This window comes from Nocardia sp. NPDC004260 (genome assembly GCF_053603155.1).
In genome coordinates, this window is the sequence record NZ_JBSGEZ010000001.1 from 303,261 (window position 1) to 326,182 (window position 22,922).

A 22,922-nucleotide genomic window follows, 5' to 3' on the forward strand; every position below is an offset into this window, starting at 1 on the left:
CGAACGCTTTCGAGCAGCACGAACAAGCCGCTGCACCCGGCTGCCCAGCCCGGGCGCATGGCGTCGACCACCACGTGCGATTCGATGAGAGCGCGAGCGGTGCTCGGGCACGCTCGCGCGGAAAGCCGCCAATCCTCCAACGTCATCGCCGTGGAGCGGGCGCCACGGCTATGTCAGCTACGTCACACGGTCGTGATCCGTGCATTGCGAACATTAGGCGCTTCGTTAATAAAAAGGAACAATTTGCACTAAAAACTTCTGGACGCTTGTCCAACGCGGCTACCAGGGCCGGAAGTCCAGGGCAAAGCGTAATGCGCGATCACATTCGACCGCGGCGACGCCGATGGCTGTGCAGACTATGAGCCGAAACGTTGCATTCGCGTTGCATCGGCGCCGAGGCGGCGATCCAGTACCCGGATCTTGGCCTCGATCTGCGCATACAGCGGCGAGTCGCGGTCAACCGTGGCCCGGTAGGCCGCCCACGCCGCGGCGTCGTCGCGCCCCTCCGGACACGCGGTCCACCGGCGCAGCAGCGCCACGTCGCCCGAAGCCAGCACCGCGGTGCGCAATCGAACCCGCAGTTCGTCGCGAATGTCGATGATGCCGGGCGCGGTCGAACGCGGCAGCACCGGCCCGGCATAGAGCCGTAATGCGGAATCGACATCACCGGAGTCGAGCGCCGCGCGCAACGCCTCCACATCGGTTGCGACCGGAACGCGCAAACGGTAAGGCCGCGAACCGAACACGGTCGGACCGACCACCGCACGCAACCGGGACACGGCCGCGCGGATGGTGCCGTTGTCCAGATCGGTGTCGTCGAGCAATAGCGCGAGATGATCGGCGCCGAGTCCCTCCGGATGTTCGGCCAGCAGCAGCAGGATCTCGGCATGCCGCTGCGACAGGGGCACTCGATCATCCGCGACGCTCAGTTGCGGCTGACCGAGGCCGAGCACGTCGAGCGCGAGCCTGCCCGCCGGGTGCGGCTGCGCCGGGTCACGCCTGCCGCGACCGTCGGTCCGACGCTCGCCGGAGCGCATCGCGGTGAGCAGCAGGTCCATCTCCGCGGCCGTGGCGGTGGCTTTGATCAGGGCGAGAATCTCCGGCTTGGCCACCCGGACGCCGCCCGCAATCATCAGCACTCCGACCAGCCTGCCATCCGGATCGTGCACCGGGGCCGCGGCTCCGGTGATCTGGTGCATCCGGTGCAGGAAGTGCTCCGGGCCGTGGATCCACGCGGCGCGCCCGGTACGCACCACCAGGCCGACCGCGTTCGTCCCGATGCGGCGCTCGCTCAGGTCGTCACCGGCGCGCAGGCCGATCTCCGCGGCGGCCGCGACCTGTTCGTCACCACCGTGCACCGAGAGCACCCGGCCGAACTGATCGGCCACCACGACGATCAAACCTGTTCTGGCCGTGTCCTGTACGAGCAATGTGTCGATCAGCGGCATCAGCGCGGCGATCGGATGGGCCTGGAGATAGCGCTGCAGATCGGCGCCGCGCAGACCGCGGCCGTCGACCGCGTCCATCGGATCGACCCCGCCGCGCAAGCTGCGCAGCCAGGACTCCAGCACGGCGGGACGCAGCAGACCGGCGAGGCGGGCAAGTTGATCGCCACCCGCGCCGAGATATCCGTGCGCCTGCGCGGCGTAGACTTCGAGCGCACCCAGTTGGGCGCCCGGCTCCACGCCCGGCCGTGGGGGTCGCCCACCTGCGATGTTGCTGACCATTTGCCTTTCTTTCCGCCCCAAACTGTACCGGCGCATTCAGGGCGGGAACGGCCGATGTTCGGCTTTGTCCGCCAGGTCACACCCGGTGCGTATCCCGGCAAATTGTGACCGAACCGTCTTTCACTTCACGAGTACAGGTGTGCGGCCGCCTTTTCCGCGATCACCATGGTCGTGGCCTGCGGTCCACGACCGAGCGGCACCGGCACCACGGACAGATCCACCACGGACAACCCGGTAACTCCGTGCACCCGGCAGCGCTCGTCCACCACGGCGGCCGCATCGTTTTCCCGGCCCATTCGACAGGTTCCGGACAAATGTTGCGAAGTGGCGAGATTCGCGCGTAACCAGGCATCGAGATCCGCGGACCGCGGAATCGGATCGACCGGCCGCGCGTTCATTCGTCGCAGCAGGCCGCCCGCGGTCGCCACCGCGTCCCGTAATCGGGCGCGATCCTGGTCGGCGGTCAGGTAGCGGTAGTCGATCAGCGGCGCGGCGCCGGGGTCGGCCGACCGCAGGCGGAGCACGCCGGAGGATCGCGGCCGCATCAGCGTGACGCCGAGCCTGCGCACCCCGGGTGTGAACGACACGGCGTACGGCCGGATTTCGACATCGTCCACCTCGAGCACCGTCTCCAGCGGCACGCTCGGCGGTTCGGCCAGGTGCAGCAGATAGGAGATGCCCACTTCCGGATGGTCGCTGAGCCAGGAGCCCACCGGGGCGGCGTGCACGACCGGGATGCCGAGGGGGCGCAGCCGTTCCGGGTCGCCGATGCCGGAGCGCAACAGCAGCGTGGCCGACTCGATCGCGCCCGCGCAGAGCACGATCCGGTCGGCCCACTCGATGCCGCTCTCGCCATCGCGTACGTACTCCACGCCGACCGCACGGGTTCCGTCGAAGCGGATGCGCGTGACCGCCGTTTCCCCTGCGACGGTCAGATTGGGGCGGGCCAGCGCGGGCAGCAGATAGCCGATCGACGGGCCGATGCGCCTGCCTCGGTCGCAATTGCACGGCACCGCGCCCACCCCCTCCCCGCTTTCTGGGGCATTGAGATCGGGCACCTCGGCGAACCCGGACGCGAGGCAGGCCTCCGTGAACGCCGCGCTGACCGGTGCGGGATCCGAGCTGCGCACCACGGGAATCGGGCCGCGGTCGCCATGCCAGGGCTGTTCGCCGAAGTCGAGGTCGCGCTCGATCCGGCAGTAGAGCGGAAGCACGGAATCGAACGACCAGCTGTCCGAGTCGCCGAGTACCCGGCTCCAGGCGTCGAAATCCGCCACCGTGGCGCGGACGAAGTAACCGCCGTTGACCGCCCCCGAGCCGCCGATCACCTTGCCCCGCACAATGGTTGCCGGCACCGGCGGGTCGTCGGCGAGGATCACCTCGTAACGCCACAGCCACGGGGCCTCCGGACCGATCGGCAGCGACGCGGCGTCCAGCAATTCGGCGGGCATCGCGTCGCGACTGGTCCACATCCGACCGGCTTCGAGCAGCCGCACCGTATGCGCGGGATCGGCGCTCAATCGCTCCGCGAGGACACACCCGGCGGTCCCGCCCCCGACGATGAGCGTGTCGGCCATTCGGACTCCCGTTCAGTATCTCGGCGCGGTCCGCGTCGCCGGACGGCGGCGCGGCGAGGGTGCGGGCAAGATCCAGGTCATCGCGGGTGCTTCAGGTCGATCAATGGGACGGTGTGGTGGGTTTCAGCGCTTCCACGCTGCGCGCGCGGAACGCGCCGAGCCACAGGCCGGTGCCGTAGGCGATGTCGTCGAGACGCTTGTAGACCGTGTAGCGGACGGGATCGAGGCCGCCCGAGTCGCGGTGGGTGAACCAGTCGGCCAATCCGTCCGCGACGGCCATGGTGATCGCGATGCGCCGCACCCGACGGGAGAAGAACATCGCCAGCACCGTGATCGGCCAGTAATGCCTGCACATCGCCGAGGCCAGACGCCACAGTCCGGCGAAGAAGCCGCGCGCCAGATAGATCGCGGCGATCCGGGTGGAGTTGTCCAGCCCGGCGAAGACGCGGCGCAACCGGGCCAGCGCGGTGATCAGGGTGACGATGCCGCCGAACAGTCCCCACTTGGTGAGCGTCGCGAACAGGAACGCGGCCAGCAGCGTCCAGGACGGCACCGACAACGGGGACACCGTTCCCGCGTGCCGCTCGCCCAGCGGCGCCGCGCCGGTGCCGTAGAACAGCTTTCGGCCGAACCACGCGCGGAAGCACACCCGGTGGTCGTGCGCCACGTGGGCCGCGGGCTCGTAGCGCAGCCGCCAGCCCGCCCGCTCCAGCCGCCAGCACAGGTCGACGTCCTCGGCGACGTGCATCGACTCGTCGAAGCCGCCTTGCTCCAGCAGCGCCCTGCGCCGCGCCAGCAGCGCCGCGCTCGGCACGTAGGACACCAGCCCGCGCGAGTGCACCGCCGCCTCGCGCCTGCCCAGGTCGAGTGAGGAGCGGGTGTGCTCGTAGCGCGCCAGCGCGTTGGACTCCGGGTCCAGCGCGACGATCCGCGGGGCGACCAGCGCCACCCCGGGGTCGCTGAAATGGCCGAGCATCACTTCCAGCCATCCGCTGCGCGGCACCACGTCGGAATCCAGGAATGCGACGAAGTCGGTTGTCGCCGCCCGCAAGCCGGCGTTGCGCGCGGCCGCGGGCCCCTGCTTGCGGTCGTGCCGCAGCACGGTCACCCGGCACCGGGTGCCACGGTTGCGCGGTATCCGCACCGGCTGGTCGGACCCGTCGTCGACCACGATGACGTTGTGCCCGCGCAACGCGGCGAGCAGCCGCGCCAGTCCTTCGGCGTTGTTGTGCAGCGGCACGATGACGGTGACGTCCTCCGGCGACGGCAGCAGCCGGGGGCGGGGGTTGGCCACCCCGGAGTCGAGCAGCCGTCTGGCAACGACAGCGGACTTCGGGCCGGTCACCTCCAGGTACCCGTCGCCGATCATCTCGGCGGCCTCCGGGGCAAGTCGCAGCAACCTGGCCGGCGAACCGCCGATCAGAACCCGCCCGCCGGAGTATGCGCGTACCCGGGGATCGATCCGCACCCCGAATCCATCGGGCAGGCGATCATGGCGCATTCCTGGCATGCTAGGCGGAGTTTCGCGGGTAGACATCAACAGTCCGGAAAAAACGGCAGATTTCCGGGCGAAACCGGCCCGCCACCGGAACGGTCGCGCGCCGCACCCGATGCCGAGTGTTCGCTCGCACCCGTTTCCCAGCATCCGGCAACAGGGCGGCTATCTCCCGGTCGACGGCCGGACGATAGCCACACCCCTGCTCTCAGCATACTTTTGGCAAACTTCATGGCTTCACGCCAGCGGGCTCTCGTCGCAGGCCCGCGCCGGGCGGCGTTCCGGCGTGAATCCGGCCGGGCGCGTCGCGCTCAGCGTCAGCGGAACCGGTCCGCTCTTGCGCCCGCCCGCGCGCGGGGCGCCCCGGCGGGAATGGTCGACCGACGAACGCGGGATCATCCGCGCCGTATCGGCCAGTGCCGCTTCGCCGTACCCCTGGACGCACTCCGGATCAGGCCCGTCGGCGGGCAGCCCGGTGAAGAACTTCGCCGCCATGCAGCCGCCGCGGCAGGCGTCGTAATGGCTGCACGACGCGCACGCGCCGCCGCCACTGGGCTCCCGCAGCTCCCCGAACAACTCCGAGGACCGCCATACGGCCCCGAAACCGCCGTCGGCCACGACGTTTCCGGCGTGGAACCGGTCGTGGATGGCGAACGGGCAGGCATAGACGTCACCCACCGGGTCGACCAGACAGACCACCCGGCCCGCGCCGCACATGTTCAGCCCCGGCAGCGCCGCACCGAACGCCGACAGGTGGAAGAACGAGTCGCCGGTGAGCACGCCCTCCCCGTTGCGCAGCAGCCAGTCGTAGAGGACACGCTGCTGATCGGGCGTGGGATGCAAGTCGTCCCACACGTCCGCACCCCGGCCCGACGGCCGCAACCTGGTCAAACGCAAGGTGGCGCCGTACCTTTCGGCGATGGCGCGGAACTCGTCGAGCTGCGTGATGTTGTGCCTGGTCGCCACCACCGACAGCTTCGCGTCCCGGAAACCCGCCGCGGCGAGATTCTCCAGCGCGCGAATGGCCATGGCGTAGGAGCCGGGGCCGCGCACGGCGTCGTTGACCTCGGCGTCGGCGCCGTCCAGCGACACCTGCACGTCGACGTAGTCACTGGCGGCCAGCCGGGCCGCGACCTCGGGCGTGATCCGGACTCCGTTGGTGGAGAACTTCACGCCCACATGGTGCGCGGTCGCGTAATCGACCAGTTCCCAGAAGTCCGGGCGCACCGTGGGCTCGCCACCGCCGATGTTCACGTAGAACACCTGCATACGCTCGAACTCGTCGATCAGCGCCTTGCACTGCTCGGTGCTCAGCTCACGCGGGTCCCTGCGCCCCGAAGACGACAGGCAGTGCACGCAGGACAGGTTGCAGGCGTAGGTGAGTTCCCAGGTCAGACAGATCGGCGCGGCGAGACCGGACTCGAAGCGGTCCACCAGGCGAACCGCCGCGTCCGACGGCGGGACCACCCCCGCCGTCGACGGCGGCGCCGTGGCCGCGCTCGCGACGGAGGGCGCCGTCGGTGCGCCGGCCGGCGCACCGATGATCATGTCGGATTCGGCGAGCTGTGTCAGCGCTTTGACGTAAGCCGCGGCGTTCTTCTCCGGCACGCCCGCCGCGCGCAGGGCGGTGCGCGCCGACGTGTGCTCCGGCAGCGACCGGACGATCTCGACGATCCGCGGACTCTTCAGGAAGGAGAGCTTGCGCGTGCCGAAGTGGTAGAGCAGCGCGCCGAACGGCTCCGGACGCAGCGCCACTCGCGGATGCAGCTGCCAGCGGGTATCGAGATCGAGCATCGTCATCGACCGCCCGTCAGTAGACGCCGCACATGCCGTCGATGGACACCTCTTCGATGAGGCTCTCCTCGACCAGCGGCGCTTCTTCGGCCGACCGCGCGGCGGCGGCCTCCATCCGTCCGGTGTTGTCGGTGTCTGCGTGTCCGGTGGACCCGTATTCCGGCATGGCTACCTCCGCGAGGACGATCCGTGTGCGAACTGCCCGGTGCAGTTCGTGCTCACACAATAACGTCATAAACTGACAAAAGAACAGGTTTCACTTATCCGGCGATCCGCGAGGTACCCGGCCTCCGCGCGCGCCGAGCGAGGAGCCGATTCCACCGCGAGCCGAGTGGAACAGGCGGCGACGCGACCTGCGCCCGGCGCTCTAGACTGCGGGTGGCAAGCAACTGAACAGAATGTGACGGGCAGCACGCCCGCAGTGGTAGAGGTGGCATGGGAGTCGGACGAATGCAGGCGAACGGGGGCGGCGGCACACAGCGGTGCGCGCACCAGGCCCGGAGGCGGAAGCTTGCGTAACCACGGAGGGCCCGCGAGCACCACGAATCGAACACTGTCGGAGTCCGAGATCGTCGAGGCCGCGCTGCGCGTCGTCCGCGAGGACGGCGTGGAGAAACTGTCGATGCGGCGACTGTCCCGCGAACTCGGCGTCTCCCCGATGGCGCCCTATTACTACGTCGCCGACAAGCGCGAGCTGCTCGACCTCGTCGCGAGCGCGGCACTCACCGGAGTGCGCACGCCACCGGCCGAATCCGGCACGTGGCAGCATCGGCTGCGCGCTCTCGTCGACCAGATCGACGAGAAGTTGCGCAAGCATCCCGGCCTCGGCGACATCCTGATCGAGCAGATGCTGGGCAAACAGCTGGACCTGATCGCCGCGATCATGGACATCCTCGACGACGCGGGGTTCGGCGATCGCAATATCCTCGCCGCCTACGCCACCATCCACACCTACCTGTTCGGCCGCAGCCGGGTGAACCCGCGCGACCGCTCCGCGCCGGCCGATGTCACGCTGCCACCGGTTGTCGAACGGGCCACCCGGTACATCGGTGACCTGCGCGGACGCTACTCCTACGACTTCGGCATGGAGGTGCTGATCGCCGGTCTGGAAGCCCAGCTTGTCCGCCAGGCGACGACCGACGTACGATGAAACTGAAACACGTTCTAGTTTTTGCGTCGCGGGTTGCCCGTGCCAGGTTCGAGAGGACGACATGACCACTGTCGAGGTTCCCCACGGCTCGCGCTCGGTCGTGCTGCGGGTGTCCGCGGTCATCGCCGAGACGGCCGACACCCGCTCGCTGGTCTTCGACGTTCCCGCCGAGCTGGCCGAGAAGTTCCGTTACCAGCCGGGACAGTTCCTCACCCTGCGCATCCCCAGCGACCGGACCGGCTCGGTGGCGCGGTGCTACTCCCTGGCCAGCTCGCCCTACACCGACGACCGTCCGAAGGTGACCGTCAAGCGGACCGAGGGCGGCTACGGGTCGAACTGGGTGTGCGACAACGTGAAAGAGGGCGACCGGATCGAGGTGCTGCCGCCCTCCGGCGTCTTCACCCCGAAGGATCTCGACGACGACCTGCTGCTGTTCGGCGCGGGCAGCGGCATCACGCCGGTCATGTCCATCCTCAAGTCGGCCCTGGCCCGCGGGAACGGCCGCATCGTGCTGGTCTACGCCAACCGCGACCACGAGTCCGTGATCTTCGCCGGTGAGCTGCGCGATCTGGCGGACAAGCACCCGCAGCGGCTCACCGTGATCCACTGGCTGGAATACCTGCAGGGCCTGCCGACGGCCGACGCGCTGGCCACCCTCGTCGCCCCGTATCGCGGCTACGACGCGTACATGTGCGGGCCGAAACCGTTCATGGACCGGGTGCACGACGCGCTCGGGCAACTGGGCGTGCCGCGCACGCGCACGCACGCCGAGGTGTTCAACTCACTGGCCGGCGACCCGTTCGCCGATCAGGCGCCGGTCGAGGTCTCCGACGAGGAGGCGGCCGACGCGGCGACCGTGGAAGTCGAACTCGACGGCGAAGTGCACGAACTGAAGTGGCCGCGCAGGCAGACGCTGGTGGACATCATGCTGGCCAAGGGCTTGGACGTGCCCTACTCCTGCCAGGAAGGCGAGTGCGGCTCGTGCGCGTGCACGGTGCTGGAGGGCAAGGTCGAAATGGACAACGCCGAAATTCTCGACCCGGAGGATATCGAGAACGGTTACATCCTCGGCTGCCAGGCGCACCCGGTGACCGACCACCTGAAGATCCAGTTCTGAGCGCGCTCGCCTGAGATAATTCGCCGATCGTTTGCGTCGCCTATCGCGCGCGGTATTCCGCGCGAGCCTCGGGCGGCAGATGCTCGGTCGCGTAGCTCAACGCGGTGCGTCCCATGGCCTGCGCGTGCCGGTCGAGGAATCCGGTCAGCAGGCCGCGGTCGACGCGCTTGCCGACTTCGCGCAGCATCCAGCCCAGCGCCTTCTGGATCAGGTCGCGCCGGTCGTCGAGCAGCAGTTCACACAGCGCGAAGGTGGTCGAGGCGTCACCCGCCTTGATGAACGCGAACGTGGACAGCAACGCCACCCGCCGCTCCCACAGCGACTCGGCGGCCGCCAGCTCGAACAGCAGGTCACGCGGTTTGTCCAGTAGCCACGGGCCGACGATATTCTCCGCCGACACGTCCACGAGATCCCAGTTGTTCACCCGTCCGCGGCGCACGGCCGCCAGATACAACCGCACCATGGCGGCGCGGGCGGCGTCGTCGAAGGAGCGCGGCTGGGACGCCTTGGCGAATCGCGCGTTCAAGATCACCAGCGCGGCGAACCGGTCTTCGTGCACGTCACTGTCGAGCAGCCGGTCGATCTCGTCGAGCGGAAGTGTCGCGAAGCGCTTGGCGACCCGGCGGCTCGCCGGGACCCGGACGCCGAGGAACACGTCACCCTCGCCGTATTCACCGGGACCGGTCTTGAAGAACCGCTGTAGCTGCGTCGCATCAGCCGGATTCGCCAGTTCCCGCAACGCCGCCCGCACGTCGGCCGCGGTCACCGAGTCGGTCATCGAACCATGCTCCTGTTCCGAAATGCTGTCGGCTTTACGGTCCGGTCCACCACGACGATCTTCGACGCACCCACCAGCCGGGCAGTAAGGATGTGGGCGCCTGAACCTTCGACCGGCGCTTCGACGCGGCACCACAACTGCCGATCCGCGGGAAGCGGCGGATGCACAAGGCCCTCGCGATGCTCGAGTCGACTCGTACGCGATACCGAGTTCACTCCGGATGGCGCCCCAACTGCCCCACCCAGATCGATCCCGCACCCGGTGGTGCCGGTCGTCAGCACGGTGCCGGGCAGCGGTTCACCCTTGCGCGCCAAGCACGCGGCCGGAATCGAAGGCGGCCGCGCTGCTGGGCAGCGCACCGGGCCGACCGCTGTTGAGCACCCGGATCACCCCGGTACCCGTGGTGGGGCGGCCCAGCGCCTCGATGCGCCGAATGGTCTGCGCGGCAACGGCTTGCGCGCTGTCGAAGAGCCGGACGCCGCTGGGCAACGCGGCCACGATCGCGTCGGTCACCAGCGGGTAGTGCGTGCAGCCGAGCACCACGCCTTCCACGCCGGGCGGCGTCCGCTCCGCCGCGCTGACGATCGCTTCGTGGGCGGCGGTCAGGTCGCCACGGTCGATCGCGTCCGCCAACCCGTGACACGCCACCCCGACCACATCGGCGTCGCCGCCGAATTTCGCGATCAGATCGGCCTGGTACCGGCTCGCCGTGGTCGCCGCGGTGGCCCAGACCGCCACCGACCGGCACACGGCCGCCGCGGGCTTGATCGCGGGCACGGTGCCGATCACCGGCACGTCGGGCCCGACCTCCGCGCGCACGTGCTCCAGCGCCGTCACGCTGGCGGTGTTGCACGGCAGCACGATCACCTCCGCGCCCGAACGAAGCGAGGTCCGCGCGGCATTCACCACACGTTCGACCACCCAGTCCTCCGGCTTCGGCCCCCACGGCGCCCCGTCCGGATCCAGCTGCAGCAGCAGATCCACATCGGGCCGTAACTTGCGCAACCAGGCGGCAGTGGGCAGCAACCCCAGACCCGAGTCGATGAGCGCGACGATCACCGCACCACCGTATTACAGCCCCATGACGCCCCCACACGCCGTGCGCGCCCCGGCGCACGCTCCGCAACCGGCGCGCGCAGGCGGGCCACGGCGGCCATAGTCGCTGAGGATTCGGCGACCAGTACCGATGCCGTAGCCGCCCCTTCCGCGGCTCCCGCCGGGCGCGCCCTCAGCTGGGTGCGAGCAACTCGGTCACCGGCGCACCGGACGTGATCTTGGCGCGGGCCTTCATCACCTGGGCCGTCATGCCCGCGCCGACGACGCCGGTGAGGTTGCCGCCCTGGGCGTAGTAGGCGAGGAATTTGCGGCCGTCGTCGGAGGCAATGTGCACCTCGTCGGTCGCGCCGGGAGTGCCGAGGGCCTGGATCTTGACGTCGTACTGGTCGCTCCAGAAGTACGGGACGCGCGCCGCCGTGGGCGGTTCGGCGCCCAGCAGCGCGCAGGCGACCAATTTGGCCTGTTCTCCGGCGTTGGTCCAGTGTTCGACCCGCTTGCGGAGTCCGGTCTCGTGCAGCCAGGCCGCCACGTCGCCGACCGCCCAGACGCCGTCGGCGGAGGTCCGTCCCACCTCGTCGGCGAGCACGCCGCCACCGGCCGACGGTTCGGCCAGCGCGATTCCGGAGTCGCTCAACCATTCGGTCACCGGCCGCGAACCCACGCCGATCACGACGAGGTCGGCGGCGATCTCGGTACCGTCGGACAGTCGCGCACCGCGCACCCGCCCCGACTCGTCGCCGAACAGGGTGTCCACACCGATGCCGCAGCGCAGATCCACCCCTTCCGCGCGATGCATCCGCGCGACCAGTTCGCCCACCGCTTCGCCGAGCACCGAGGCCAGCGGCGTCGCCTGCGGTTCGACCAGCACGACATCCACTCCCGCCGCCCGGAAACTCGCGGCGAGTTCGCAGCCGATGAAGCCGGCGCCGACGACCAGCGCCGTGCTCGCGCCGCTCAGATCGGCGCGCAGGGCGACGGCGTCGGCATGGCCGCGCAGGACGTGCACGCCGCGCAGCTCGGGCAGGCCGGGCAGACGGCGCGGGCGCAGACCCGTGGCGATGATCAGCTGGTCATAGTCCAGCGTGGCGCCGTCGGCGAGGCGGACGCGGCGCGCACCGGTGTCGACCCCGACGGCTTCGGTGCTCAGGCGCAGATCGATCTGCTTCTCGGCGTAGAACTCGCTCGGACGCAGTGTGGTGTCATCGGTTTCGCCGCGCACGAACTGCTTGGACAGCGGCGGCCGGTCGTAGGGCAACCGCGACTCGTCACCGACGAGCACGAGTTCACCGGCGTACCCCGCGCGGCGCAATTCGTCCGCGGTGCGCAGGCCGGCGAGGCCGGCTCCGACGATCACGATCGGCGCGGTCATGCGGCCATCCCTTCACTGGAATCCGGCCGCCGATTCCACGGAACCGGCGGGGCGACGAAGCTCACCCTAACCTTTGCTTGGTTCATTCCTCTGTGCGGGCCATCACGTGGAGCGACCGGTCAACCGTCGCACAACTGTGTCCGTTCCTATATTGATCGGTCGGTCAATCAGGACTAGACCGAGGTCAGGACATACGCACAGCCTGAGGAGGTACACATGTTCACCGAGAGCCGCGCACAGGATCTCCTGGCCGTCATACTCGGAGCCTTCGCCGCACTGTCCCCCTTGTGGGTCGACCACAACAACAACGCCATGTGGTCGCTGATCGTGCTCGGCGTGCTCATCGCCCTCACCGGCCTGGCACAGATGGCCCGCCCCGAAATGGCGGCGGCGGACTACGTGATGGGCCTGTGCGGCGTACTGCTGTTCGTCTCGCCGTGGGTCATGGACTTCACCCAGTACCGCAGCGCATCCTGGACCGCATGGGTAGTCGGAGTGGTGACGGCGGTGGTCGCGGTCGCGGCGCTGCCGACGGTGTCGGGGCGGCTGCACGACATGGCTCCGCATCACTGATGCAGCGACCGGGAACCCGGCGCGCCGGACGCCGCCGCAGCGCGAAAGCCGACGGCGACGCTCGGCAGTTGATCCTCGACGCCGCGGAGGACCTCTTCGCGGCACAGGGATACGACGCCACCGCGACGGCTGCCATCGCCGCCGCGGCCGGCGTCCCCAAAGGACTCGTCTTCTACTACTTCCCGACCAAGGACTCGATCCTGTCCGCGTTGATGTCCGAGCGGGTGCCCGCCCGGCCGATCGACGACATCGGCACCGTGGTTACGCCGGGAGATCCGGCGGCGAGTCTGGTCAACCTCGACGCTGCGCTGAACCTGCGCGACCACCACTCGTCGGTACTGCGGGTGATCCTGTGGCGGGAGGCCGACACCCATCCCGACGTGCGGCGGCAACTGCGCCGCCTGCGCGACCAGATGCTGGAGGTGACCGCGAAGGTGCTCCAGGCGAGCGCCCCCGGCCCGGTCCGCCCTGGAACCCTGCGCGCGTGCGCCGCGGCCTGGGTCTCGGCGATGTTCGCGATCGCCAGCACCGACCGGCTGCACGCGCTCGACGGCGTGCCGCTGCCCACCGCCGATGAAGTGCTGAACATAGCCCAGGTGGTCGCGGCCGGAATGACCCAGATGGGCTGACTCCCCGCAGTTGTCCACAGCCCGCGCGTTGTCCACATGCGCCGCCGCGCGGGGGGGTTCCTGCATCGCCGGTCGATCACGATCGTCGGTATGGAAGCACCGCAACTGATCTCGCGTCAGCAGGCGCTGGCATCCGGTCTGTCCGACAAGACACTGCACCGGCTGTGCAGAACCGGGAAATGGCAGCGGCTGCGCGCCGGGCACTATCTGAGCGCGCCGGGCTCCGGTCTCGGCGCCACCGGCAGGCATCTGCTGATGACGCTGGCCACCGCGGAGTCCACGTCCGACTCCGCCGTCACGAGCCACTGTTCGGCGGCGGTGCTGCACGGGATGACGACCTGGGGCATTCCGCTCGACCGGGTCCATCTGACCAGGAACCGGATCAACGGCGGCCGGCTGAGCCGAAGGGTGGTGATCCACTCGGCTCGGATGGAGCCCGACGAGATCACCTTGGTCGACGATATACGGGTGACCACCCCGGCGCGGACGGTCTTGGACATCGCGCGCTCGGAAGGATTCGAACAGTCCGTCGCCCTCGGGGATTCCGCGCTACGCCAGGGCTTGACCTCCACGGCGGAACTGCGGGAGCACCTGCGCCGGGCGCGACGCAGGCCCGGATGCCGCCGTGCCGCCCTCGTCCTGGACCTCCTGGACGGGCGCAGCGCGAACGTCGGCGTATCGCTGAGCCGGATCCTGCTGCACCGGGCGGGTCTTCCGGCTCCCGAAGTGCAAGCTCGCGTCTTCTCCGATGACGAGATCTGCATCGGCCGTGTCGATTTCCTGTTCCCCGATCTCGGTGTGATCGGCGAATTCCACGGAAGCGATCACCTCCGCGCCGCGCCGCGCGGTGCACTGCCCACCGCTCGGGTGGTCACGGCGGAGAACGTCCGCGCGGATCGGCTCCGCGCACTCGGCTGGGTGGTCGTGCGCTGGACTTGGGACGATCTGTCCGCTCCCGCCCAGTTGACCGATCGTCTCCGCGCGGCGATCCGCACGGCCGCGGAACACCACCGTGCCGGCTACTGGACTCCCACCCCAGCACCATGAACGCGCCGAACCCTATAAGCGTCCCGCGGGCCGTCGACCGAGCCGAGAGGAACAGCCGACGAATACCCGGGCGCACAGCGGTGGCGAGTCAGGGTTGATCGAGAAAGTTGACGACGTCGATGGCGAAGCGGGGGTGCCTGAGCGCGCTCACGTGCCCCGCGCCCGGATAGATGACGAGGTGGGAATCGGGGATGCCGTCAGCGGTGCGGCGGAAGGTGGCGAGGCTGTAGGCGGCGTCTCGTTCGCCTCCGATGACGAGCGTCGGGGCCTGGATCTCACCGAGGCGCTCGGTGAGGTCGAATTCGTCCTCCGCGCGGAGAAAGGCGTGCGTGTCGGCAGGGTCACGCGGGCGGCTCAACGGGTCCAGCAACCACATGGCGGCCCCCGCGAGACGAGCGGCGGCGGGCGAGGAGACGCTGCTCGACGCCAGGTGGTGCATCGCGCGGCGCCCGCGCAGGACCGCTTCGGCGTAACGCATCTGGCCTTCCTTCGTGACCGGATCCAAACGGCATCCGGACGACGCGACGACGAGGCGGCGCACGACCTCGGGATGGTCGGCGGCGAGTTGCAACGCCACCGATCCGCCCGAGGAGATGCCGAGCACGTCGACCGGCGCGCCGAACTCGGTGCGCAGCGCGTCCGCGTGCTCGGCCGCGATCTCCGCCATCGTGATGCCCCGAGCCATGCCGGGCGCGCGGCCCACCGCGTAGACCCGGAAGCTCCGCGCCAGCGGCCGCAGCACTCGCACCTCGGAGTCGAGCATCCGACCGCGGGGATTCGCGTGGTCGGGACTGAACCACCGGAGAAAGACCAGTGGCCGACCGGAACCGATCGCGAAGTACGGCAGGCCGTGCTCGAGCACGCCTTCGGTGATCTCGGGCCGCGCAGCCCGCCCGGTCCCGACCACAGCGCCCTCCGCTCAGATCTCCGTCCGTCGTCCCGACGCTAGCGGAGCGTGCCGCGAGCCGCGATTACCTCGGTGGTCAAATCCCACCGTGATGTTCTCCACAGCCTCGCGGAAGAGCGCATGGAGCATACTGGCCCGGTGAGTCAGGAGCCCTCTTCGCGTGGAGCCGGGACGCGGCCGTTCCCGCTGGATCCCACGCCTATTCATGTATCCGACGACGTGCTGGCCGACCTGCGGCAGCGATTGGAACTGACCCGCTGGCCGGTCGACGCGGGCAACGAGGACTGGTCCTACGGCGTGTCCCGCGACTATTTGCAGGAGCTGGTCGAGTACTGGCGCACCGATTACGACTGGCGTGCGGCCGAGGCCGCACTGAACGCCTATGACCACTACTTCGTCGAGATCGACGGGGTGCCGGTGCATTTCCTCCGGAAGCCGGGCGTCGGACCCGACCCGACGCCGTTGATCCTCACCCATGGTTGGCCATGGACCTTCTGGCATTGGGCCAAGGTGATCGACCCGCTGGCCGACCCGGCGGCGTTCGGCGGCGACCCCGCCGACGCCTTCGATGTGATCGTCCCGTCGTTCCCCGGATTCGGATTCTCCGGTCCGCTGCCGAAGAACCCGGACATGAACTTCTGGAAGGTCGCCGACCTCTGGCACGTCCTGATGACCGAGACCCTCGGCCACGCGAAGTACGCCGCGGCGGGCTGTGACGTCGGCGCGCTGGTCACCGGGCAGCTCGGGCACAAGTACGCGGACGAGCTGTACGGCATCCATATCGGCTCCGGTCAGAAGCTGACCCTGTTCAGCGGCGACCGTGCCTGGGACATCACCGGCGGCAATCCCATCCCGGAGGGCCTGCCCGCCGCCGTGCACGACCGGATCCTCCAACTGGAACGGCGTTTCGCCGTCCACCTGACCGCACATGTGCTCGAACCGAGCACTCTCGCCTACGGGCTGTCCGACTCACCCGCCGGGTTGCTGGCCTGGATCTTGCAGCGCTGGGTGAGCTGGAGCGACAACGGCGGCGACATCGAGTCGGTCTTCGGCAAGGACGACCTGCTCACCCACGCGATGATCTTCTGGGTCACCAATTCCATCGGCACGTCCATCCGCACCTACGCCAACAACAATCGCTATCCCTGGACGCCGTCGCACGACCGGCAGCCGCCCATCGAGGCTCCGACCGGCATCACCTTCGTCGGCTACGAGAACCCGCCGGGCGTCGACACCGACCGGCGCGTGCAAGCGTTCCGGGACAGCGACCGCGGCGATTGGTACAACCACGTCAACCTCACCGCCCACGACCACGGTGGTCACTTCATCCCGTGGGAGATTCCGGCCCAGTGGGTCGACGATCTGCGCCGCACCTTCCGCGGCCGCACCCCGTCCACCGCCGGGTGAGCAGCCACTTGCTGCGCGGACGGCCTTCGCCGGGATGCGAACGCGGCCGGACGGACCGGACCCGCGCGTTACGGCGACGGCGGTCCGGCTGGATCGCGGAGGGCGCGCATGTTCGGCGCGGCACCGCAATCGACGTGGCGTAGGAGAGGTATGTGAACTCGCCCAATAGAAGCCGCCCCGTCGGATTCGGGCCGTAAGGTACCGATCATGGTGCCCAGCGAGAGGTCCCAGTTGGTGCAATCGGTCGTCGAGTCCTATTTGCTCGACGGAGCGCGCCGGTACAACCGCACCGAGGTCGCCGAACAGTCGGGGGCGACGACGGCGCTCACCCGGCGATTGTGGATGGCGCTCGGTTTTCCGTCGAGCATCGGTGACGAGGCGGTGGACTACACCGACGCCGACGTCGCGGCGGTGCGCAACTTCGAGCAGCTGACCGTGTTGTCCTCGGCCGACACCCGGCAGCAGTCGGCGACCGCGCGCACGCTCGGCCAAGGGATGGCGCGCCTGGCGGAATGGCAGGTCGACCTGGTCCTCGCGGAGATCGAGGAGCGCATCGCCCGAGCCGATCCCGGCGCCGACCCCGAGGAGACGGTGCGCACCGCCACCGAGGGCGCCATAGCCACGTTGGAGCAGCTGAACACCTATGCCTGGCGGCGGCACCTGGCCGCGTCGCTGTCGCGGTCGCTCGACCCGGGGACGAGCGCGGGCGAGTCGGTGCGCGAACTGGCCGTCGGTTTCGCCGACATGGTCGGCTACACCAGGCTGACCAGGCATCTGCATCCCGACGAGCTGTCCATGTTGCTCGAGGCGTTCGAGTCCACCACCACCGCCGCCATCACCGAGAACGGCGGATGGGTGATCAAGAACGTGGGCGACGAAGTCATGTTCGCCGCGGAAAGCGCCGCCGAAGCCGCGCGCATAGCGCTGGCCATCCAAGAGTCCACCATGATGGTCGGGGGTACGCCGGAGTTGCGCGTCGCCCTCGCTTACGGCCCGGTACTGCAACGGTTCGGGGATCTGTACGGCTCGGTGGTGAACATCGCCTCCCGGCTCACCGGCGTCGCGCGGCCGGGCACAGTCCTGATCGATGACCACGCCGCCACGGAGTTGAACGGCGACCCGGCATTCGCGATCAAGCAGTTGCGCAGCGTCCGGGTGCGCGGCTTCAATCGCCTGCGTCCGCACCTGCTGCGCCACAACGGCAAGAACGGCGGATAGCCCCGATCTCCGCCCGACGCCGACACCCGCCCTAGGCTCGTCCGGTGGACAAGGACTGGTCACAGCTGCGCGCGCGTTGCCTCGTCGAGGAGGACGCGGCGATTCTCGCCCTGCACAAACCCGCCGGGATCTCCGTCATGGGCGAGCGCCACGACACCGATCTCGTCGAGCTGGCGGCGGCCGAGGGAGAAACGCTGTATCCGGTGCACCGGATCGACAAGGTGACCTCCGGCTTGATCCTCTTCGCGAAGGAGCTGTCCGCCCACGGCGAGCTGACCAGGCAGTTCAACAAGCAGACCGCCGACAAGGCGTACCTGGCCGTCGTCGCGGCCACCGGCCTGCCCGATACCGGCGTATTCGATCTGCCGCTCAGCGTGGGGCGCAAGAACCGGGTGCGGATCGCGGCGCCGCGCGAAAGCATCCGCCAGGAGGCGGGCCGCTGGTTCGTGGACGACGCCGACCTGCTGCCCACCAAGGACTATCCCTCGCTCACCCGGTTCGTGACGGTGCTGCGTGGTCCGGCGCATACCGTTCTCGCGCTGCGCCCGGTGACCGGCCGTCGCCACCAGATTCGCGTCCACTTGGCCTGGACCGGCCACCCGATAGTCGGCGATCCCCTGTTCGACCGCTCCGGCGCACACTCGCGGACCTACCTGCATTCCTGGCGTCTCGGCCTCACCGCTTCCTGGCGCACCCCACCGGAATTGGTCTTGGCCGCCGAGCCCGACGCGGACTTCTGGGGCCCGCTGCACGAATCCGCCGACCCGGCGGCCTTGGAACGCGCAGGCGACCTGTTGCGGGCTTTCGACTAGCCGGGCCGCCCGATGCGGTCTTCGCACAGCCCGTTGCCTTGTGCGTCGACCGCTGCGAAGAACGTCGACACTGTGCCCCGCGAGGACAACCGCGCCGAAATCCGGCCAGGCCCGTACGGGAATCGGCCCCACAGCCAGTGTGCCTAGGGAGCACGCTCGCATAGAGCGGCGAACAGCGCGCGAGTGTGATCGAGGTCGCTGCCCACCACTGGCGCCAGCGCGAAGCAAGCAAACCGTCGCCGCTCCGTCGCGCTCACTCGGCGGCAGATACCGGCTCGCTGTTCATCCACAGTCATCCCAGGCGGCTGCCCCGTGCGCACAGAGCCGATGCACCAAGCAGAAGCGGTCTACCGGGCCGCTCGAGCAGATCAGTTCGGCCAGCTCGGCGAACGGCCGAGGAGCAAAAGGATGCGGTCGAGGGTCGGCGTGTGTTCCGGAACGGACAGTGCCGGTGCGAAAGCCGCGCCCGGGACGGTGCGCTCCGGACCATCGGGGACGGCGAGGGCGATGGACAACGCCGCCTCGGCCACGTCGAGATCGGGTGTGATGGTCTCGCCGATCGACCGCGCGACATCCCAGGCGTGCACGACACTGTCCACGAGGTGGAAGCCGATCACGCGAACAGCGGGAATCCCCTGGTCGGGCAGAATTTCCGGAAGCAGCAGCGAGCGCTCGAGCACATCCTCGGCGGCGAAGGCGGCGAGCACGTCGTCGGCGGAGGCGCGATAGTCGGCGACCGGATCGGCCGACGCGCGCACGGTCCAGACATCGAGATCCTCGCTCCCCCGCGCGGCGGCGGCGAAGCCGTGGTTCTGCGTGATCATGTGTTCCAGCAGGTCACGAAGACGCCAACCCGCGCAGGGTGTTTCGGCGTCCAGCGCATCGGGACGGACGCGGTCGACGACGTCCACGCTCAGTCGGACAGAACGGGCATGCCGGTCGCGCAATGCTTCGGCAGATTCAGTAAGCATAAGCTTATCGTATGCGAAGGCTTACATTCTGCCAAGCAGTATCGTCGATCCATGTCCAACGCCCGCCCCGATCTCGCCGCGATGATCGTGCCGCTCGGGCGGGCGCTCATGGCCCTCGAACTGCCCATCCTGGAGCGGCACGAACTGTCCATGTGGGGCTACGCCGTATTGCTCGGCCTCGGCGCCGAACCCGTCTACACCCAGGCGGCGCTGGCCAAGGCGATCGGCGCGGACAAGACCCGCATCATCGGCGTCCTCGACGAACTCCAGCGCCGCGGCCTGATCACACGGGAACCGGACCCCGCGGACCGCCGGGTGAACCTGCTGTCGCTCACCGACGCGGGCCGCGCCCTTCGCGACCGCGCCCAGCGCGACATCCAGGCCGGGGAGGACCGACTGCTCGAGCGGCTGCCCGCGCCGGATCGCAGCGCGTTCCTGCACGCTTTGCGCACCCTCTCCGACACGGTGTCCGACCGCCCCGCCACTTGACTCCGACGAGTCCACGCAATGTGATCCAACTCGCAATACGAGGAGTGCCGCTCGTACGGTGGCGAGCGTCATGACGACGCGTAATGCGCAGGTCAACTAGCCTTATGACGTGCAGCGGACGCGACGCGCGCGCAATCTGACGCAATGCAGCGAACCCCTAGCGAAAGCGAATGCCGATGATCCTGGTTGCTCAGGTCAGCGACACCCATTTCGATCTCGGCACCCGTAACGCCCAGCGTGTGCGGCGAGTGATGGACTTCATCGCGGGGCTGCGCCGCAAGCCGGACGCCATCCTGGTGACCGGCGACGTCACCGATTCCGGCAAACCGGAGCAGTTCGCGGAGGCCAAGGCCGCTTTCGACAGCCAGATCCCGGTGTACGCGATCCCGGGCAATCACGACGACCGCGCGGGCTTCCGCACCGGCCTGCTCGACGAGCCCCCCTCCGATGCCCCGATCAACCACGCGCATCGCATCGGCGATCTCACCGTCGCGCTGCTGGATTCGAGCGTTCCGGGGCAGCCGGGCGGGCAACTCGCGGACGAGACCTATGACTGGCTCGGCGGCGTCCTCGACGCGGCGCCCGCTGGCAAGCCGATCCTGCTCGCCTTGCACCACCCGCCCGCGCACCTGTTCAGCCCGATCATCGACGTGATCTCCCTGGCCGATCCGCAACGGTTCGCCGACCTCGTGGCCGGAGACGACCGGATCGTCGGCGTACTCACCGGGCACGCGCACTCCGCCGCCACGACCACCTTCGGGGGACGCCCGCTGCTGGTGGCCCCCAGCACCGCGTCGGTGCTCAGCGGAGAGTGGGAACTCGACCTGCCCGACCACGTCATGGACTACGCGCCGGACCCGGCGGTGGCGCTGCACGTCATCGGTGACGACCACCGCCTGACCAGCCATTTCCGGGCGGTTCCGATGGGCGGCCGGATCGGCGTGCAACCGGTCTGACAGCGGTTTACCCGGCACGCGCCGGGGCAATCGGGAGGCACACACGACGCCTACCGGGAGGATCCGCCATGGTCGATCTACCAGCCGCAGTAGTGAAGAACGCGTTCGCGGCCGGAGCCCGGATCCGGCACGCGCGGGTATTCCACCCCACGGGCTTGCACCTGGCCGGCCGTCTGCACGCGGAGCCCGAGTTCGAGCCGCTGTTCGGCAGCGGCGATCGCGCGGTCATCGCGCGGGTGTCCAAGGGCATCGGGCTGCCGAACGGCCTTCCCGACGTGCTCGGCCTGGCGTTCCGCGTGCTCGATCGCGACGAGCAGCCTTGGGATTTCGCGCTGGCCACCACCGGCCGGGGACCGCTGGGCCGGTTGGTGATCACCCCCGCGCGCGGTTGGGCCAGCGCCCGGTACGGCTGCCTGATGCCCTATCGGATCAGCAACTCCCCGCCCACCTGGTTCTTCGCCGAGCCGGACAGCGTGCAGCCCGCGTCCGCGTCGCTGGAGGCGATGCAAGCCCACCTCGACGAGGATCTGGTCAGCTTCACCCTCACCGCGGGCCGCCTCGGCGGGCCGACCTGGCGAGTCGCGGAACTCACCCTGCGTCCCGCCGAATCCGCCGAGTACCGCACGGATTACTTCGATCCGATGCTCAATCACCCGGCCGAGGTGGAGTTGTTTCCCAAAGCTGTCGGCAAGATTCGCGAGTTGGCATACATCGGCAGCAGGAGCGGCCGCGGCGAAGAGGGCTAACGCCGGACGGCGCGTTCGCGGCGATAGGCCGCCGGGGTGTTACCGGTCCAGCGCTTGAAGGCGAAGATGAAGGTCGACGCTTCGGCGTAGCCGAGACGGATGGCGACGTCGCTCACCGATAGCGGTGTGGCGGTGAGCATTTCCTCCGCCAGCGCACGACGCACTTCGTCCAGCAGCGCGCGATAGCTGGTACCCGCGGCGTCCAGGTGCCGCCGCAGCGTGCGGGTGCTCATGTTGAGATCGTTCGCCACGGCGTCGATGCCGGGCGGAGCGGCGAATCCGTCCGCGCCGCCGCGCGGCACAAGACGTTCGCGCACCTCGGCGGCGATGCCGGTGCGCGCCCTGCGGCGGTGCACCAGTTCCCGGCATTGCGCCAGGCACATCGCCCAGGTCTGCTCGTTGGCCTGCGGCAACGGTTGTTCCAGCAGCATCGGTTCGATCGCGAACAGGTTGTGCGGCATGCCGAACCGCGGCGGCACGAGAGTCACCTCGGCGATCCGCTCCGCGTAGCCGGGATCGGGAAAACGGAATTCCGCCCTGGTCAGCGGCAGGCGTGTGCCGAGCAGATCGCTCATCACCTGGTGCATCGCGGTGACGTCGCGTTCGATCAGGAACTGCCGCACGTCCGTCGGCACCGACTCGTCGCGCACCACCGCGACGAACTCGCTGGCGCCCCACTCGGCCACGGGGATGCAGAAGGTGAAGCTGAGGTCCAGATAACGCAGCGCGAAGCTGATCGCCTCCCCGAGTGTCGGGCTGCTGACGCAGGCGAACCCGAAGATGCCGAAGGTGGTGATCCGGTAGCGGCGACCGACCTCCACACCCAGCGCGGCCCGGTCGCCGAGTTCGCGGACGAGATTGCGGATGACCGCCAGTTCGGTATGCGCGTCGATCTGGACGTCCGGATCGCGCAATTGCCGCTCGCCGAGCGCGGTGCCGTGCAGCATGCGCGCCGCGGGCACGCCGTATTCGGCCGCGTATCCGACCATCAGCGCCACGCTGGCCACGCCGCGCGGAAAGTTCCAATCGCGGATATCCGGATCCTGTACCCGCTCCACGCGGACATTATGGCCGAAATTCTCTATACGACGGCACGGCGGCTCC

General features: G+C 69.1%; 22 protein-coding genes. 11 read left to right on the plus strand and 11 right to left on the minus strand.

The window, feature by feature from the left end; all coding sequences use genetic code 11:
• Positions 1 to 356: 356 nt before the first annotated feature.
• The 5 genes from ACWEO7_RS01135 to mftA all read right to left on the minus strand — a co-directional run bounded on the left by ACWEO7_RS01135 (position 357) and on the right by mftA (position 6,708).
• Positions 357 to 1,727 (minus strand): GAF domain-containing protein, encoded by a 1,371-nt coding sequence (locus tag ACWEO7_RS01135; RefSeq protein ID WP_452419961.1) that lies wholly within the window; start codon positions 1,725 to 1,727, stop codon positions 357 to 359.
• Between the two features lie 125 nt (positions 1,728 to 1,852).
• Positions 1,853 to 3,304, minus strand: coding sequence for a mycofactocin dehydrogenase MftG (gene mftG / locus ACWEO7_RS01140; RefSeq protein WP_452419962.1), 1,452 nt, complete (start codon positions 3,302 to 3,304; stop codon positions 1,853 to 1,855).
• Between the two features lie 100 nt (positions 3,305 to 3,404).
• Positions 3,405 to 4,805 (minus strand): mycofactocin biosynthesis glycosyltransferase MftF, encoded by a 1,401-nt coding sequence (gene mftF / locus ACWEO7_RS01145; RefSeq protein WP_450020971.1) that lies wholly within the window; start codon positions 4,803 to 4,805, stop codon positions 3,405 to 3,407.
• Positions 4,806 to 5,036: 231 nt separating this feature from the next.
• Positions 5,037 to 6,599: a mycofactocin radical SAM maturase gene (gene mftC / locus ACWEO7_RS01150; protein WP_452419963.1), complete on the minus strand. Its 1,563-nt coding sequence runs from the start codon at positions 6,597 to 6,599 to the stop codon at positions 5,037 to 5,039.
• A 10-nt stretch (positions 6,600 to 6,609) separates the two neighbouring features.
• Entirely contained in the window at positions 6,610 to 6,708 is a 99-nt protein-coding gene (mftA, locus tag ACWEO7_RS01155; protein ID WP_157170973.1) for a mycofactocin precursor MftA, read from the minus strand.
• A gap of 396 nt (positions 6,709 to 7,104) precedes the next feature.
• On the opposite strand from mftA, the gene mftR2 reads away from it, so the two are divergent.
• The gene (gene mftR2 / locus ACWEO7_RS01160; RefSeq protein WP_450020973.1) at positions 7,105 to 7,743 is read left to right on the plus strand and encodes a mycofactocin system transcriptional regulator MftR2; all 639 of its coding nucleotides are present in this window, start codon (positions 7,105 to 7,107) and stop codon (positions 7,741 to 7,743) included.
• A 61-nt stretch (positions 7,744 to 7,804) separates the two neighbouring features.
• The gene (locus ACWEO7_RS01165) at positions 7,805 to 8,860 is read left to right on the plus strand and encodes a 2Fe-2S iron-sulfur cluster-binding protein (protein ID WP_452419964.1); all 1,056 of its coding nucleotides are present in this window, start codon (positions 7,805 to 7,807) and stop codon (positions 8,858 to 8,860) included.
• A gap of 40 nt (positions 8,861 to 8,900) precedes the next feature.
• On the opposite strand, the gene ACWEO7_RS01170 is transcribed toward ACWEO7_RS01165, so the two are convergent.
• The 3 genes from ACWEO7_RS01170 to ACWEO7_RS01180 all read right to left on the minus strand — a co-directional run bounded on the left by ACWEO7_RS01170 (position 8,901) and on the right by ACWEO7_RS01180 (position 12,063).
• The gene (locus ACWEO7_RS01170) at positions 8,901 to 9,638 is read right to left on the minus strand and encodes a DNA alkylation repair protein (RefSeq protein WP_452419965.1); all 738 of its coding nucleotides are present in this window, start codon (positions 9,636 to 9,638) and stop codon (positions 8,901 to 8,903) included.
• A gap of 297 nt (positions 9,639 to 9,935) precedes the next feature.
• Complete coding sequence (locus tag ACWEO7_RS01175; protein ID WP_452419966.1) at positions 9,936 to 10,697, minus strand: glutamate racemase; 762 nt, start codon at positions 10,695 to 10,697, stop codon at positions 9,936 to 9,938.
• Positions 10,698 to 10,866: 169 nt separating this feature from the next.
• Positions 10,867 to 12,063 (minus strand): NAD(P)/FAD-dependent oxidoreductase, encoded by a 1,197-nt coding sequence (locus ACWEO7_RS01180; RefSeq protein WP_452419967.1) that lies wholly within the window; start codon positions 12,061 to 12,063, stop codon positions 10,867 to 10,869.
• A gap of 216 nt (positions 12,064 to 12,279) precedes the next feature.
• Here ACWEO7_RS01180 and ACWEO7_RS01185 point away from each other — a divergent pair, with 216 nt between their 5' ends.
• The 3 genes from ACWEO7_RS01185 to ACWEO7_RS01195 all read left to right on the plus strand — a co-directional run bounded on the left by ACWEO7_RS01185 (position 12,280) and on the right by ACWEO7_RS01195 (position 14,312).
• Positions 12,280 to 12,636, plus strand: coding sequence for an SPW repeat domain-containing protein (locus ACWEO7_RS01185; protein ID WP_450020983.1), 357 nt, complete (start codon positions 12,280 to 12,282; stop codon positions 12,634 to 12,636).
• A complete protein-coding gene (locus tag ACWEO7_RS01190; RefSeq protein ID WP_452419968.1) occupies positions 12,636 to 13,265 on the plus strand; it encodes a TetR/AcrR family transcriptional regulator in 630 nt (209 codons plus the stop codon). The genes ACWEO7_RS01185 and ACWEO7_RS01190 overlap by 1 nt, the downstream gene beginning before the upstream one ends.
• A 90-nt stretch (positions 13,266 to 13,355) precedes the next feature.
• Positions 13,356 to 14,312: a hypothetical protein gene (locus tag ACWEO7_RS01195; protein ID WP_452419969.1), complete on the plus strand. Its 957-nt coding sequence runs from the start codon at positions 13,356 to 13,358 to the stop codon at positions 14,310 to 14,312.
• An 88-nt stretch (positions 14,313 to 14,400) separates the two neighbouring features.
• Here the strand turns inward: ACWEO7_RS01195 and ACWEO7_RS01200 are convergent, their stop codons facing one another.
• On the minus strand, positions 14,401 to 15,219 hold the full coding sequence (locus ACWEO7_RS01200; RefSeq protein ID WP_452419970.1) for an alpha/beta fold hydrolase: 819 nt from the start codon (positions 15,217 to 15,219) through the stop codon (positions 14,401 to 14,403).
• Positions 15,220 to 15,357: 138 nt separating this feature from the next.
• Here ACWEO7_RS01200 and ACWEO7_RS01205 point away from each other — a divergent pair, with 138 nt between their 5' ends.
• The 3 genes from ACWEO7_RS01205 (at position 15,358) to ACWEO7_RS01215 (ending at position 18,656) form a co-directional block, all read left to right on the plus strand.
• Entirely contained in the window at positions 15,358 to 16,626 is a 1,269-nt protein-coding gene (locus tag ACWEO7_RS01205) for an epoxide hydrolase family protein (protein ID WP_452419971.1), read from the plus strand.
• A 207-nt stretch (positions 16,627 to 16,833) separates the two neighbouring features.
• Complete coding sequence (locus tag ACWEO7_RS01210; protein WP_452419972.1) at positions 16,834 to 17,844, plus strand: adenylate/guanylate cyclase domain-containing protein; 1,011 nt, start codon at positions 16,834 to 16,836, stop codon at positions 17,842 to 17,844.
• A 44-nt stretch (positions 17,845 to 17,888) separates the two neighbouring features.
• Positions 17,889 to 18,656 (plus strand): RluA family pseudouridine synthase, encoded by a 768-nt coding sequence (locus ACWEO7_RS01215; RefSeq protein WP_452419973.1) that lies wholly within the window; start codon positions 17,889 to 17,891, stop codon positions 18,654 to 18,656.
• 368 nt (positions 18,657 to 19,024) lie between these two features.
• Here ACWEO7_RS01215 and ACWEO7_RS01220 read toward each other — a convergent pair whose 3' ends face one another.
• Positions 19,025 to 19,627, minus strand: coding sequence for a TIGR03086 family metal-binding protein (locus tag ACWEO7_RS01220; protein ID WP_452419974.1), 603 nt, complete (start codon positions 19,625 to 19,627; stop codon positions 19,025 to 19,027).
• A 51-nt stretch (positions 19,628 to 19,678) separates the two neighbouring features.
• Here ACWEO7_RS01220 and ACWEO7_RS01225 point away from each other — a divergent pair, with 51 nt between their 5' ends.
• From ACWEO7_RS01225 to ACWEO7_RS01235, 3 genes are all read left to right on the plus strand, one after another.
• Positions 19,679 to 20,116, plus strand: coding sequence for a MarR family winged helix-turn-helix transcriptional regulator (locus ACWEO7_RS01225; RefSeq protein WP_452419975.1), 438 nt, complete (start codon positions 19,679 to 19,681; stop codon positions 20,114 to 20,116).
• A 170-nt stretch (positions 20,117 to 20,286) separates the two neighbouring features.
• Positions 20,287 to 21,072, plus strand: coding sequence for a metallophosphoesterase (locus ACWEO7_RS01230; protein ID WP_452419976.1), 786 nt, complete (start codon positions 20,287 to 20,289; stop codon positions 21,070 to 21,072).
• Between the two features lie 68 nt (positions 21,073 to 21,140).
• On the plus strand, positions 21,141 to 21,818 hold the full coding sequence (locus ACWEO7_RS01235) for a phosphodiesterase (protein WP_452419977.1): 678 nt from the start codon (positions 21,141 to 21,143) through the stop codon (positions 21,816 to 21,818).
• On the opposite strand, the gene ACWEO7_RS01240 is transcribed toward ACWEO7_RS01235, so the two are convergent.
• Positions 21,815 to 22,876: an AraC family transcriptional regulator gene (locus ACWEO7_RS01240; RefSeq protein ID WP_452419978.1), complete on the minus strand. Its 1,062-nt coding sequence runs from the start codon at positions 22,874 to 22,876 to the stop codon at positions 21,815 to 21,817. The two genes, ACWEO7_RS01235 and ACWEO7_RS01240, sit on opposite strands and share 4 nt — an antisense overlap.
• Positions 22,877 to 22,922: the final 46 nt, after the last annotated feature.

Bases quoted from the DNA above. Each gene is read 5' to 3' on its own strand.
- ACWEO7_RS01195 (WP_452419969.1), top strand. From the start codon at position 13,356: ATGGAAGCACCGCAACTGATCTCGCGTCAGCAGGCGCTGGCATCCGGT.
- ACWEO7_RS01135 (WP_452419961.1), bottom strand. From the start codon at position 1,727: ATGGTCAGCAACATCGCAGGTGGGCGACCCCCACGGCCGGGCGTGGAG.
- ACWEO7_RS01180 (WP_452419967.1), bottom strand. From the start codon at position 12,063: ATGACCGCGCCGATCGTGATCGTCGGAGCCGGCCTCGCCGGCCTGCGC.
- ACWEO7_RS01185 (WP_450020983.1), top strand. From the start codon at position 12,280: ATGTTCACCGAGAGCCGCGCACAGGATCTCCTGGCCGTCATACTCGGA.
- mftA (WP_157170973.1), bottom strand. From the start codon at position 6,708: ATGGAGGCCGCCGCCGCGCGGTCGGCCGAAGAAGCGCCGCTGGTCGAG.
- ACWEO7_RS01235 (WP_452419977.1), top strand. From the start codon at position 21,141: ATGGTCGATCTACCAGCCGCAGTAGTGAAGAACGCGTTCGCGGCCGGA.
- ACWEO7_RS01170 (WP_452419965.1), bottom strand. From the start codon at position 9,638: ATGACCGACTCGGTGACCGCGGCCGACGTGCGGGCGGCGTTGCGGGAA.
- ACWEO7_RS01230 (WP_452419976.1), top strand. From the start codon at position 20,287: ATGCCGATGATCCTGGTTGCTCAGGTCAGCGACACCCATTTCGATCTC.
- ACWEO7_RS01220 (WP_452419974.1), bottom strand. From the start codon at position 19,627: ATGCTTACTGAATCTGCCGAAGCATTGCGCGACCGGCATGCCCGTTCT.
- mftF (WP_450020971.1), bottom strand. From the start codon at position 4,805: ATGCGCCATGATCGCCTGCCCGATGGATTCGGGGTGCGGATCGATCCC.
- mftG (WP_452419962.1), bottom strand. From the start codon at position 3,304: ATGGCCGACACGCTCATCGTCGGGGGCGGGACCGCCGGGTGTGTCCTC.
- ACWEO7_RS01225 (WP_452419975.1), top strand. From the start codon at position 19,679: ATGTCCAACGCCCGCCCCGATCTCGCCGCGATGATCGTGCCGCTCGGG.
- mftC (WP_452419963.1), bottom strand. From the start codon at position 6,599: ATGACGATGCTCGATCTCGATACCCGCTGGCAGCTGCATCCGCGAGTG.
- ACWEO7_RS01165 (WP_452419964.1), top strand. From the start codon at position 7,805: ATGACCACTGTCGAGGTTCCCCACGGCTCGCGCTCGGTCGTGCTGCGG.
- ACWEO7_RS01190 (WP_452419968.1), top strand. From the start codon at position 12,636: ATGCAGCGACCGGGAACCCGGCGCGCCGGACGCCGCCGCAGCGCGAAA.
- ACWEO7_RS01210 (WP_452419972.1), top strand. From the start codon at position 16,834: ATGGTGCCCAGCGAGAGGTCCCAGTTGGTGCAATCGGTCGTCGAGTCC.